Source organism: uncultured Microbacterium sp. (assembly GCF_964244775.1).
Classification (GTDB): Bacteria; Actinomycetota; Actinomycetes; order Actinomycetales; family Microbacteriaceae; genus Microbacterium.
Genome location: NZ_CAXTJR010000002.1, coordinates 199,511 through 212,407, shown reverse-complemented (window position 1 = coordinate 212,407; position 12,897 = coordinate 199,511). Strand labels below are relative to the sequence as shown.

Here is a 12,897-nt window from a genome sequence, read left to right as displayed (position 1 = left end):
CGCCGGGCAGTCATTCCAGTCTAGGGCACCCTGCTGCCGGGCCCCGATCCGCGCGCGCACGCGAACCCCGTGGGTGCTTCGCCGGACTCAGGCGCACGTGCCCTTCTCGCTCAGCGCGGCGTCGGTCGCGGTCGCCGGGTCGACATCGAGGCCGGCCACGAGCAGGTCGCCCTGCACTGCAACGCTGGTCAGGGTCAAGCCGACCGGCAGATACTGCGCGACGCAGATGTTCCAGCCGCGCAGCACCGAGTCGGCCACGCCGCCGAAGCGGCTGCGCACATCGGCCGCACTCAGCTCGGCTCCGGCGACCTGGACGGATGCCGGGGTGAGTACGAGCTCGCCGTTCGCGGCGCTCGGTGTCAGGGCCACGGCGACCGGCAGCTGGAGCCCGAGCACGCTGAGGGTGGTGCCGGCCGTGACATTCGGCTCTGCCAGCTCGAACGAGTCGATCGAGATCGTCCCCGTGTTCGCGAGCAGGGACTGCAGCTGCGCCGAGTCGAGCGAGACGGTCGCCGTCGCCGTCTTCGCCGTGGGCGGCTCGCTCAGGCCGATGCCCTCCGCGTGGACCGTGACGTCGCCGGTGAGCTGCCCGAGCGGGACGTCGTCCGATGCGACGGTGACGTCATCGAGGTGGCCGCCGATCAGCTGGGGCAGCACGGCGCCCGCGATCGCCACGTCGATCGGCTGATCCGCCGGAAGCGCGAGGCTCGTGATCACCTGCTGGCGGATGGTCTTGGTCACGAGGTCGCGTGCGATCCACTCGCCGGCGAACCACGCGGCGGCCGCGAGGACGACGACCAGAACGATCGCGACGATCCACGGCCACGCGCGACGGCGGCGGCGCTCGGGCGCCACGGCGCTCGACAGCACCCACTGCGCTCCCGCATCGGGCAGCGGCTGCGTGGGTTGCATGTCGGTCATGTCACATCCGTTCGGGAGCGCTCACGCCGAGCAGGTCGAGGCCGTTGCGCAGAACCTGGCCGGTGGCGTCGTTGAGCCACAGCCGGGTGCGGTGCACCGACTCGATGGGGTCGTCGCCGAGCGGGATCACGCGGCAGTTGTCGTACCAGCGGTGGTACAGCCCGGCGAGCTCTTCCAGGTAGCGCGCGATCCGGTGCGGCTCGCGCACCTCAGCGGCGAACGCGACGGTGCGCGGGAACTCCTGCAGCGCACCGAGCAGCGCTGATTCCGTTTCGTGATCGAGCAGCTGAGGAGCGAATTCCGAGCGGTCGACTCCGGATGCCGCGGCATTGCGCGCGACGTTGTGGGTGCGCGCGTGCGCGTACTGGACGTAGAAGACCGGGTTGTCGTTCGTGCGCTTGCGCAACAGCTCGGGGTCGAGCGTGAGGGGCGAGTCCGCCGGATAGCGACCGAGGGAGTAGCGGAGCGCATCGGTGCCGAGCCACTCGCGCAGGTCGTCCATCTCGATGATGTTGCCTGCGCGCTTGCTCAGCCGCGCGCCGTTGATCGACACGAGCTGGCCGATCAGCACTTCGATGTCCTTCTCGGGGTCTTCGCCCGCGGCTCCGGCGAGTGCCTTCAACCGATGGACGTAGCCGTGGTGATCGGCGCCGAGGAGATAGATCTTGTGCGCGAACCCGCGGTCGCCCTTGTTGAGGTAGTACGCCGCGTCGGCGGCGAAGTACGTGTACTCGCCGTTGGAGCGACGGATGACCCGATCCTTGTCATCTCCGAAGTCAGTCGTGCGCACCCACACCGCGCCCTCGTCCTGGAAGACATGCCCCTGCGCGCGCAGCCGCTCGACGGCCTCGTCGACGAGGCTGGGTGCGCCGTCTGCACCCGCGGCGTGCAGCACCCGCTCCGAGAACCACACGTCGAAGGCGACGTTGAACGCGGCGAGGGATGCCTGGATCTCGCCGAGCTGGAACCGGTAGGCGAGCTCGCGCGCGGTCTCGACCTGTGCGTCGAGGTCGAGGTCGAGCAGCGCGGGGTCGGCCTCGAGCACACGACGGCCGAGCTCGTCGATGTAGGCACCGGCGTAGCCGTCCTCCGGCCCCGGCTCGCCCTTCGCAGCGGCCAGGACCGAACGGCCGAACCGCTCCATCTGCACCCCGGCGTCATTGATGTAGAACTCGCGCGCGACGGTCGCGCCACTGGCCAGCAGCAGACGCGCGATCGAGTCGCCCAGGGCGGCCCAGCGGGTGTGGCCGATGTGGAGCGGACCGGTCGGGTTGGCGCTGACGAACTCGACGTTGATCGTGTTTCCGCGCTGGCTCTCGTTGGATCCGAAGGCGGCGCCTGACTCGACGATGGTCTTGGCCAGAGCACCGGCGGCCGCAGCATCCAGTCGGATGTTGATGAACCCCGGTCCGGCGACCTCTACGCTCGCCACACCGTCGACGGCGCGCAGACCCTCGGCGATCTCGGCGGCCAGTTCACGCGGGTTCGCTCCGGCGATCTTCGCGAGCTTGAGCGCGGCGTTGGATGCCCAGTCGCCGTGGTCGCGGTTTTTGGGGCGGTCGAGGGGCAGGTCGGATGCTGTCAGCCCCGCGCTCGATCCCTCGCGTCGAGCCTCGACGAGCGGGGTGACGACGGCGAGCAGGGCGGCGGCGAGGTCTTCGGGATCCATAGCCGCACCAGTCTAGTTCGGCGCATCCGACCGCCCGCGGGTCACGCGATCTGCACCAGCGCGAGGTGGTCGTCCTCCGCGCTCGCCTGCTCGCCGGCCATGCCGTCAGCCGATGCCGATTCGGGCATGGTCCAGGCGTCCACGCGCATGCGCGAGAGCCCGACGTGCCCGCCGTGGTAGGTCAGGAACGCGCAGTCCGAGGCATCCCGCCCCGTCGCGATCCGCACGAGCGAGCGGCGGTCGGCCAGCCGGGTCGCGTCGATGACGTACCAGGCGCCGTCGTGGTAGGCCTCGGCGACGGCGTGGAAGTCCATGGGCTGCAGCCCCGGCGCGAAGCACGCGGCGTAGCGGGCCGGCATATCCATGGCTCGCAGGAGCGCGATGACGACGTGTGCGTAATCGCGGCAGACGCCCTGTCCGGTCATCAGAGTGGTGACCGCGCTGTCGGTGCCGAGGCTCAACCCGGGCGTATAGGTGACGCTCGTCGAGACGAACTCGGTGACCGCCGAGATGAGATCGTCGCCGTGAAGGCCGCGGAACTGACGCCGCGCCTGCGAGAACACCTCGTCGGACTGGCAGTAGCGGCTCGGGCGAAGGTAGGTGATCGCCTCGAGATCGCTCGTGCGGGTGGTGGTCGCGACGCCCTCGACGGTCGCCTCGTACCTGACCTCGAGCAGCCCTGCCTCGCCCGTCAGGCGGTGCAGGCGGCTTCCGGACTGGTCGACGATCTCGGTCGGGGTGTACTCACGGTCGCCTTGCGTGAAGGTCAGGGTCTCGCTAGAGAGGGGCACCGGCTGCGCCGCCGTGATCGAGAAGATGAGGTCGACGGACGACCCCAGTTCGAGGTCGAGTTCGGCGGTCACGACGCGTTGCACCGAAGTATCCTCGCACGCCGGATCGGCGTGTCGGACCGCACCCGATGACCATCTTGCGGCACGGGCTGTGGGCGGGTCAGATCGGGGGCTCGGATGCTGCCGCCAAGCCATCTTCGCCGGTCGGATGCGTGCGGCCCTGCGCCTGAATCTTCCGGTACCACGGGTATCTTTCCGCGATGCGCAGAGCGCCCTCCGGAAGCCGAGCGATGTGCAGCGTGATCGATCGCCCGGCGAGTTCGCGATCGAGGTCGGCGAGCACGTCCAGGACGGTGATGCCCACCGATTCCATACGCTCGAGATCGAGCACCACCGCGTGGATCGGCGGCTGCTGCGACTCGGCGAGATCGAGGATTGCGCGCTCGTTCTCGAGTGCGTTGGCCGTGTAGAGCCCTCGTCCGATGTGCACGACGATCGCGTGGTCGGTGCGCGCGGGCACGTCGAGCTTCGGGACGTTGAGCTCGCGCAGCACGAGCACCAGGGTGATGACCACGCCGGCCGCGACAGCGGGGAGGAGTCCCGCGGTCAGGCCGATCAGCGCGGTCACCGTGGCAATCCAGAAGTCGCGGGGACTGATCCGGGCGAGGCGCACGAGGTCGCCGATCTTGATCAGGCCCACCACGGCGACGAAGACGAGCGCCGCGAGGGTCGCCTGCGGCAGGAGCGACAGCACCGGGCCGAGGAAGAGCGCCACCAGCACCGCCAGCGCGACGGTCGTGAACGCCGAGACCTGGCTGCGGGCACCGGAGTTCTGGTTCACCGCGCTCTGCGAGAACCCTCCGGCTGCGGGGAGCGTCGCGAAGAACGAGCCGACGATGCTCGCGGCCGATATCGCGAGCAGCTCCTGATTGCTGTCGATCTGCGGTTCGTCGAGACGGCGAAGTGCGCGCGAGACGCCGATGCTCTCCAGGAACGCCATCACCGCGATGCCCAGGGCGCCGGGGAACAGCACCGCGATGTGCGAGAGGTCGGGAAGATGGATCGCCGGCAGTCCTTGCGGGATCGGGGCGATGAGCGCGACCCCCGCCGCCTGGATGCCGGTGAATGCCGCGAGCAGGATGCCGCCCACGACGACGATGAGTGCGGACGGCCACCGCGGCGCGAATCGTGTGAGCCCGTAGAGCACGAGGATCGACGCGACCGACAGCGCGACCGTGGTCGGGTTGAGGCTCGGGAGCGCCTCCCCGACCGCGACGAAGGATCGGATGAAGCCGTGCCCGGAGTATTCCGAGTCCACGCCGAGGAGCTTGGGCAACTGGCCGACCGCGACCGTCGCGCCCACCCCGATCTGGATGCCGAGGATCGTCGGTGAGCTGATGTTCTCGACGAGTGCGCCGAGCCTGAGCAGGCGCAACCCCAGCAGGATGGTACCGACGAGCAGCGTCAGGGTGACGACCGAGCCGAGCACGTCGTCGGACCCCGCGGCGATGCCGGCGGTCACCATCGTCGTGGCGGTCAGAGTGGCTATCGTCGAGGTGGTCGACACGCTCATGGCCCGCGAGCCGCCTAGGAACGCGTACACCAGCATGGGCACGATGCACGTGTACAGCCCGAGCTCGGGCGGGAGGTCCGCGATCGTGGCGTAGGCCATCGCCTGCGGGATGACGACGGCCCCCGCCGACAGTCCCGCGAGCAGATCGGGGCCGATCCAGCCCCGCTGGTATCCGCTCAGCGTGGGAAGGAGCCACCTCGCACGCGCACGCCCGGATACCGGAGTGGTCATGGGCCGAGCCTACGCAGGGCGGACGGTCATGCCTGCCAATGGCGCACCATTGGCGAGCCATGATCGCCCGCAGCCGTTCCTCGCGCGGCCTCGACACCGACCCAGAAGGTAGCCGTTGAGTGAACTTTCGCCTGAACCCCTGCCGTCACCGCCGTCGGTCGATCTAGCGTTTCAGCGGGACTCTCGCCGGTCCGGGTCAATCGATCTGACGGAGGCAAGCCTGTGGAAATGCTCTTCCCCGTGGTGCTCGTGATCGCGGCATCCATCTTCTTCGACTTCACCAACGGCTTCCACGACACCGCCAACGCGATGGCGACGTCCGTGGCGACGGGAGCCCTCAAGCCCAAGGTCGCGGTCCTGATCTCCGCAGTGCTCAACCTCGTGGGGGCGTTCCTGTCCACCGCGGTCGCCAAGACCGTCTCGGACGGCATCCTCAATAACGACAGCGCCGGTCTTCCCGAGATATCGGTGTCGATGATCTTCGCCGGCGTCGTCGGGGCGATCATCTGGAATCTCGGCACCTGGTGGCTGGGTCTTCCGTCGAGCTCGACCCACGCGCTGTTCGGCGGACTCGTCGGCGCCGCGATCATCGGTGCCGGATTCGACGTCGTGAACTGGGGCGGCGTGGTCTCGAAGATCATCCTCCCGGCACTCCTCTCCCCGTTCATCGCCGCCTTCATCGCGCTGGTCGCGACCTTCCTCGTGTATCGCATCACCAAGATGGCCACCGTCGCCGGTTCCACCACGGCGTTCCGGCGCGGCCAGACGGTGTCGGCCTCGCTCGTCTCGCTCGCCCACGGCACCAACGACGCGCAGAAGACGATGGGCGTCATCACGCTCACCCTGATCGTCGCCGGCTACCAGGAGGCGGGCACCGGCCCGCAGGTCTGGGTGATCGTGGCCTCGGGGCTGGCCATCGCGCTCGGCACCTATCTCGGGGGGTGGCGGATCATGCGCACCGTCGGCAAGCGCATCACCGACATCAAGGCTCCGCAGGGCTTCGCGGCCGAGACGAGTTCGGCCGCGACCATCCTCACCTCCTCGAGCCTCGGCTTCCCGCTCTCGACCACGCAGGTCACCTCGGGCGCCGTGGTGGGCGCCGGGCTCGGCAAGCGCCTCGCGTCGGTGCGGTGGCCCATGGTGGGGCGCATCGCGACCGGATGGGTGTTCACGATGCCCGCTGCCGCCGTGGTCGGGGGGCTCGCGGCCTGGATCGGCGGCTCGAGCACGCTGGGTCTGATCATCGTCGCGGTCGTCGGTGTGGCCGTCAGCCTCCTGTTCTTCTACCTGGCGCGGCGCAAGCCCGTGACCTCGTCGAACGTCAATGACGATCCCGAAGACGAGCCCGCTCCCACCCCCGCGGCTTCGGCCGGAAAGGCACGGTGATCACGATGCACGTACACACAGCATCCGGCAGCGGACAGTGGCTCGGCGTCGACTGGGCCTCGATCGGCCTCGTCTTCGTCGCGAGCCTCATCGCCACGGTGGTGATCGTCGCCTCGTTCGCGCTCGCCACACGGCTCCTGGCCGTGGGAGCACCCGACATCCGGATGCCGGACGGGGCCGACCCCGACGGTCCGGACGCCGTCGCCGCACCGCGCACCTCAGCTCGGCCGGTGCCCGCGACGATCGGCGCATGGGTGTTCTACGCCGTGGGGATCTCCGCGACCGTCTACGGGATCTACCTGATCATCCCGGCGTTCCACCACTAGCTCCCCAGCTGCATCCGGTAGCCCATGCCCGCTTCGGTGACCAGGAAACGAGGGTTGCCGGGATCGGGTTCGAGCTTCTTGCGCAGCTGAGACATGTACAGGCGCAGGTATCCGGTGTCGGTGACGTGTTCGGATCCCCAGATGCTGGTGAGCAGCGTTTGGCGCGTGACGAGTCGCCCGGGATTGCGGATGAGCAGCTCCAGCACCTGCCACTCGGTCGGTGTCAATCGGACGTGGGTGGTCTCGCCATCCACCTTCTTGACGACGCTGCGGGCTGCGAGGTCGACCGAGACGTCCCCGAACGAGATGATCGGGTCGGCGTCCTGTTGGGGAAGCCGCCGGGTGAGGGCGCGGATGCGGGCGAGCAGCTCTTCGACGGAGAACGGTTTGGTGACGTAGTCGTCGGCACCGGCATCCAGCGCTTCCACCTTGTCTGCCGCGCCCGTGCGGCCTGAGACCACGAGGATCGGCGCTTCCGACCAGCCTCGAACGGCGTGGATGACTTCGATGCCGTCGAGTTCCGGCATCCCGAGATCGAGAAGGAACACGTCTGGGTGGTGATCGATCGCCGCCGCGATGGCCTGAGCCCCGTCAACCGCAGTGAGGATCTCGTACCCTTTCGCGGTCAGGGTGATTCGCAGTGCCCTCAGGATCTGCGGGTCGTCATCGGCGATCAGTATCTTCATGGCCGTCCGTTTTCCGCACTGCTCCCCCACGTGCGGTCGACCTCTGCGACGGGCAGGGAGACGACCATGGTGAGCCCCCCACCGGGAGTGTCCTCCGGGGTGAGAGTGCCTCCCATCCCCTCGACGAAGCCCTTCGACAGAGCGAGGCCGAGCCCCAGTCCGGTGGTGTTGTCGGTGTCGCCGAGGCGTTGGAAGGGCACGAACACATCGTCTCGTCTTTCGGCAGGGATGCCGGGACCACGATCGATCACGCGGATCTCCACGGCGTTCCCGAACGCGCTGGTCGTGATGCGGACCCGGCTCTGGTCGGGTGAGTGACGTACCGCGTTCGCGAGGAGATTGACGATCACGCGCTGCAGCAGGACGGGATCGGCCGAGGCCAGCGGAAGGGTCGAGGGGAAGTCGATCTCGACCTGGTCGGGTCCGAGGTGGAGTTCGTCCAGGGCCGGGACGATCGTGTCGGCAGGGTCGACGGGCGATGTCGTGATCGCCAGCACGCCGGCCTGGAGCCGGCTGACATCCAGCAGATCGTTCACCAGGCTGGCGAGAACGTCGAGGCTCTCATCGGCGGTGGCGAGAAGTTCTTCGCTGTCGTGTTCGCTCAGTGATCCTCGCGCCGCGCGCAGGCCGCTGACCGCAGCCGTCGCCGCGGCCAGCGGTCGCCGCAGATCGTGGCTGAGCGCGGACAGCAGCGCGCTGCGCACCCGCTCCGAGGCGGCGAGCGGCTCGACCTCGCTGGCGGCCAATTGGAGATCGCTGTGGTCCAAAGCGGCCCCCAGTTGAGCGACGACCACTGCGAGCAGCTTCCGTTCGGATGCTTTCAGATCGTTGCCGTGCAGCTCGAGCTGCGCTTTGTCGCTGATGGGGAATGCGGTGTGCCTGTCGTCGGGCAGGGGCTCTCCGCTGTGCGCCAGCACCTCGCCGCCGCGCCCGACGAGGCGGACCCCGGCGAGTCCGAAGGCCTCGCGAGTGCGGTCGAGGAGGGCCTGCACCGCGCCCTCCCCGCGCAGAACGCTGCCCGCGATGGTCTGCAGCATCTCCGACTCAGCGACCGCACGGCGGGCTGCGCGGGTCTTTCGCGCCGCGCGGTCGACGATGACGCTGACGAGGATGGCGATGACGACATACAGGGCGAGGGCGAGCAGGTGCAGGGGGTCGCTGATGGTGACCGTGTAGTACGGCTCGATGAAGAGATAGTCCAGGGTGAGCCCGGAGAGCACGGCGGCGAACAGCGCCGGCCAGATACCGCCGACGAGAGACACCACGACGACCAGCAGCTGGTAGGCGAGTACGTCGCTGGTGATCGACTCGTCGCTGCGGAGACTCACCAGCATCCACGTCAGCAGCGGTCCGCCGGCCAGGGCGAGCACGAACCCCGCGATCCGCCGGCGAAGCGTGAGGGCGCCCCCGACGGTGGGGAGCGCGAACCGGCCTCCTGCCGCGGCGTGTGTGACGATGTGGACGTCGATGTCACCCGACTCGCGGATGATCGTCGCCCCGATCCCGGGTCCGGTCACCAGGGCCGACAGGCGGCTGCGGCGGCTGACGCCGAGGACCAATTGGGTGGCATTCACGGACCGAGCGAATTCCACCAGCGCGGTGGGGATGTCGTCGCCCACGATCTGGTGGTAGCTGCCGCCGAGCTTCTCCACGAGGGCCCGCTGCTGTGCGAGGGCGGCGGGGTTGGTCGAGCGGAGTCCGTCTTGACTCGTGACGTGCACGGCGAGCAGTTGACCTCCGGAGGAGCGCGCGGCGATCCGCGCGCCACGCCGCAGCAGCGTCTCTCCTTCGGCGCCGCCGGTGAGGGTGACGACGACTCGTTCTCGGGCTTCCCATTTGCTGTCGATGCCGTGTTCAGCGCGATAGTTCTTGAGCGCGGAGTCGACCTCGTCGGCGAGCCAGAGCAGCGCGAGTTCGCGCAGAGCCGTGAGGTTTCCGAGTCGGAAGTAGTTCGACAGGGCGGCGTCGATCCGCTCGGCGGGGTAGACCACGCCACCGGCGAGCCGGTCGCGGAGTGCTTGGGGGGCGAGGTCGATGACCTCGACCTGGTCGGCGCCACGGAGGATCTGGTCGGGGATGGTCTCTCGCTGGGGGACGCCGGTGATCTGCTCGACGACGTCGTTGAGCGACTCGATGTGCTGGATGTTGACGGTGGAGATGACGTGGATGCCGGCATCCAGCAGCTCCTCGACGTCTTGCCAGCGCTTTTCGTTGCGCGAGCCGGGGGCGTTCGTGTGGGCGAGTTCGTCCACGAGTGCGATGTCGGGTCTGCGGGCGAGGACCGCATGGAGGTCCATCTCGGTCAGTTCGACGCCGCGATGCCCGACGGTGCTGCGCGGAACGATCTCGAGCCCCGCGGTCATCGCCGACGTGGCGGCGCGGCCGTGGGTCTCCACGACCGCGACCACCACGTCTTTGCCTTCGCTGAGGAGGCGCTTGCCCTCCTCGAGCATCGTGTAGGTCTTGCCTACGCCGGGGGCGGCCCCGAGAAGCACCCGCAGCCGTCCCCGTGCGTGCACGTCAGCCGTCCAGCTCGTCCAGAGCGAGGTTCAGTTGCAGGACGTTGACGGTGGGTTCGCCGAGGTATCCGACATCGCGACCCTGGGTGTGCGCCGCGACGAGATCGCGGACCTCGTCGGCGGAAAGACCACGGGCTTCCGCGACGCGTGCCACCTGGATGGCTGCGTACTCGGGGCTGATGTGCGGATCCAGGCCCGACCCTGAGGCGGTGACCGCGTCGGCCGGGATCTCATCCTCCGCCACCCCGTCGAACTCGGCGATCTGCGTCTTGCGCTCGGTGATCGCGGCGATCAGGTCTTCGTTCTCCGGGCCGTAGTTCGAGCCGTAGGAGTTCGCGCCGTCGTACCCGTCACCGGCGGCGGAAGGCCGCGGTTGGAAGTACTGCGGAAGCGGGTTGCCGTCCGCGTCGGAGAAGGCCTGGCCGATCAGCGCGGAGCCGACGACCTCGCCGTCCGCGTTGGTGACCAGCGACCCGTTCGCCTGGGCGGGCATGATCAGCTGGCCGATGCCGGTGATGGCGAACGTGTAGACCCCGCCGATCAGGACGGTGAAGACGGCGATGGCGCGGATCGCGACCCAGAGGGTGCGACCGGTCGAGCGAGTGGATGTGTTCATGTCAATGACTCCTTTGCCGGTTCTGCGTCAGAAGCCGGGGATGAGGCGTACGAGAAGGTCGATCAGCCATATCCCGATGAAGGGCGCGACGAGCCCGCCGAGGCCGTAGACCGTCAGGTTGCGGCCGAGGATCTGCGACGCATTCGCGGGCCGGTATCTGACACCGCGCAGCGCGAGCGGAATGAGGATGACGATGATGATCGCGTTGAAGATCACCGCGGACAGCACGGCCGAGGCGGGCGAGTGCAGCCCCATGACGTTCAGTACGCCCAGGCCCGGGAACACTCCCATGAACATCGCCGGGATGATCGCGAAGTACTTCGCGATGTCGTTGGCGATGGAGAAGGTGGTGAGTGCTCCACGGGTGATCAGCAGCTGCTTGCCGATCCGAACGATGTCGATCAGCTTCGTCGGGTCGGAGTCGAGGTCGACCATGTTGCCGGCCTCTTTCGCGGCCGAGGTGCCCGAGTTCATCGCGACCCCGACGTCGGCCTGAGCGAGCGCAGGTGCGTCGTTGGTGCCGTCACCGGTCATCGCGACCAGGTTGCCGCCCTCCTGCTCCTTGCGGATGTAGGCGAGCTTGTCCTCCGGGGTGGCTTCGGCGAGGAAGTCATCGACGCCGGCCTCTTTCGCGATCGCCGCCGCAGTCAGGGGGTTGTCGCCGGTGATCATCACCGTGCGGATGCCCATCGACCGGAGTTCCGCGAACCGCTCGGTGAGACCGTCCTTGACGATGTCCTTCAGGTGGACGATACCGAGGATCCGACCCTCTCCATTCGGCGCCTTGGTGGCGACGACGAGGGGGGTGCCGCCGGATTGCGAGACGCTCTCGGTGTGCTCTTCGAGCTCGGCGAGCAGGCTGCTGGCAAGGCGCTTCCCGTCTGCTTCGAGCCAGCCGATGACCGCGGTACCGGCGCCCTTGCGGATCTGGCTGCCATCCGGGAGGTCCAGGCCCGACATGCGGGTCTGCGCGGTGAACGGCACGATCTCGCCCGCCGCCGTGGTACCGACGTCCACTCCCTCTTCGGCGGCGAGTTCGACGATCGACTTGCCCTCCGGAGTGGGATCGGCCAGCGACGACAACGCGGCCGCGCGAACGAGATCCTGCTCGGTAACGCCTGTGAGACGCACGAACGCCGACGCACGACGGTTGCCGTAGGTGATCGTGCCCGTCTTGTCCAGCAGCAGCGTCGTCACGTCACCAGCCGCCTCGACCGCCCGGCCCGACATGGCGAGCACGTTGCGCTGCACGAGTCGGTCCATGCCGGCGATACCGATCGCGCTGAGCAGAGCGCCGATGGTGGTCGGGATGAGGCAGACCAGCAGAGCCACCAGGACGGTGATGCTCACCGGGCTGGCGGCGTACGAGGCTGCGGGGTTCAGGATCAGCGCGACGACGACGAAGATGATCGACAGCGACGCGAGCAGGATGTTCAGCGCGATCTCGTTGGGTGTCTTCTGTCGGCTTGCACCCTCGACCAGAGCGATCATCCGGTCGACGAACGTCTCACCCGGCTTGGACGTGATCTGCACGATGATCCGGTCCGACAGCACCCGAGTACCGCCGGTGACCGCCGAACGGTCGCCCCCGGATTCCCGGATCACGGGCGCGGACTCTCCGGTGATCGCCGATTCATCGACCGAGGCGATGCCCCAGACGATGTCACCGTCACCGGGAACCAGCTCCCCCGCCGTCACGACGACCATGTCGCCGAGGCGCAGCTCCGACGAAGCGACGTCCTCCACCGGCGCCGTTTGCGCACCCTGATCGGTGGCGGGGTCATATCCGGCGAGCCGGTGCGCCGTCGTCGAGGTGCGGGTCTTGCGCAGCGTGTCTGCCTGCGCCTTGCCGCGGCCCTCGGCCACGGATTCGGCGATGTTCGCGAACAGCACCGTCAGCCAGAGCCACGCCGCGATGATCCACGTGAACGAGGCGGGCACCGCGGCACCGCCGGATTCAGTCGGTCCGCCCATGAACGGCTCGGCGATGGCCAGAGCCGTCGTGAGGACCGCGCCGACCCATACCAGGAACATGACCGGGTTGTGCCACTGATCGCGCGGGTTCAGCTTTCTGAACGCGCCCGGAAGGGATGCCCAGACCTGCGCCCAGGTGAATCCTCCGCGACGGGCGGGAGCGGGTGACGCTGCCGGTGCAGGAGTGTGAGTGAGAGTGGACATG

The 12,897-nt window shown here is 68.5% G+C and carries 10 protein-coding genes; 2 read left to right on the top strand and 8 right to left on the bottom strand.

Annotated elements, in window-relative coordinates:
- Positions 1 to 87 precede the first annotated feature (87 nt).
- The 4 genes from ACFE6Z_RS06195 to ACFE6Z_RS06180 all read right to left on the bottom strand — a co-directional run bounded on the left by ACFE6Z_RS06195 (position 88) and on the right by ACFE6Z_RS06180 (position 5,185).
- Complete coding sequence (locus tag ACFE6Z_RS06195) at positions 88 to 921, bottom strand: DUF2993 domain-containing protein (RefSeq protein ID WP_375384835.1); 834 nt, start codon at positions 919 to 921, stop codon at positions 88 to 90.
- Position 922: 1 nt separating this feature from the next.
- Positions 923 to 2,590 carry an arginine--tRNA ligase gene (argS, locus tag ACFE6Z_RS06190; RefSeq protein WP_375384834.1) on the bottom strand — a complete coding sequence of 556 codons (1,668 nt, stop codon included), beginning with the start codon at positions 2,588 to 2,590 and terminating at the stop codon, positions 923 to 925.
- 41 nt (positions 2,591 to 2,631) lie between these two features.
- Entirely contained in the window at positions 2,632 to 3,465 is an 834-nt protein-coding gene (locus tag ACFE6Z_RS06185; RefSeq protein ID WP_375384833.1) for a transglutaminase family protein, read from the bottom strand.
- A 76-nt stretch (positions 3,466 to 3,541) separates the two neighbouring features.
- The gene (locus ACFE6Z_RS06180) at positions 3,542 to 5,185 is read right to left on the bottom strand and encodes a SulP family inorganic anion transporter (protein ID WP_375384832.1); all 1,644 of its coding nucleotides are present in this window, start codon (positions 5,183 to 5,185) and stop codon (positions 3,542 to 3,544) included.
- A 222-nt stretch (positions 5,186 to 5,407) separates the two neighbouring features.
- Between ACFE6Z_RS06180 and ACFE6Z_RS06175 the strand changes: the two genes are divergently transcribed.
- Positions 5,408 to 6,571 (top strand): anion permease, encoded by a 1,164-nt coding sequence (locus ACFE6Z_RS06175; RefSeq protein WP_375384831.1) that lies wholly within the window; start codon positions 5,408 to 5,410, stop codon positions 6,569 to 6,571.
- 5 nt (positions 6,572 to 6,576) lie between these two features.
- Positions 6,577 to 6,897 carry a hypothetical protein gene (locus ACFE6Z_RS06170; protein ID WP_375384830.1) on the top strand — a complete coding sequence of 107 codons (321 nt, stop codon included), beginning with the start codon at positions 6,577 to 6,579 and terminating at the stop codon, positions 6,895 to 6,897.
- Here the strand turns inward: ACFE6Z_RS06170 and ACFE6Z_RS06165 are convergent.
- From ACFE6Z_RS06165 to kdpB, 4 genes are all read right to left on the bottom strand, one after another.
- On the bottom strand, positions 6,894 to 7,583 hold the full coding sequence (locus ACFE6Z_RS06165) for a response regulator transcription factor (RefSeq protein ID WP_375384829.1): 690 nt from the start codon (positions 7,581 to 7,583) through the stop codon (positions 6,894 to 6,896). The two genes, ACFE6Z_RS06170 and ACFE6Z_RS06165, sit on opposite strands and share 4 nt — an antisense overlap.
- Positions 7,580 to 10,036 (bottom strand): ATP-binding protein, encoded by a 2,457-nt coding sequence (locus ACFE6Z_RS06160; protein WP_375385000.1) that lies wholly within the window; start codon positions 10,034 to 10,036, stop codon positions 7,580 to 7,582. Before ACFE6Z_RS06160 ends, ACFE6Z_RS06165 begins: the two co-directional genes overlap by 4 nt.
- 67 nt (positions 10,037 to 10,103) lie before the next feature.
- A complete protein-coding gene (kdpC, locus tag ACFE6Z_RS06155; protein ID WP_375384828.1) occupies positions 10,104 to 10,718 on the bottom strand; it encodes a K(+)-transporting ATPase subunit C in 615 nt (204 codons plus the stop codon).
- A gap of 27 nt (positions 10,719 to 10,745) precedes the next feature.
- Positions 10,746 to 12,896 (bottom strand): potassium-transporting ATPase subunit KdpB, encoded by a 2,151-nt coding sequence (gene kdpB, locus ACFE6Z_RS06150; RefSeq protein WP_375384827.1) that lies wholly within the window; start codon positions 12,894 to 12,896, stop codon positions 10,746 to 10,748.
- Position 12,897 lies beyond the last annotated feature (1 nt).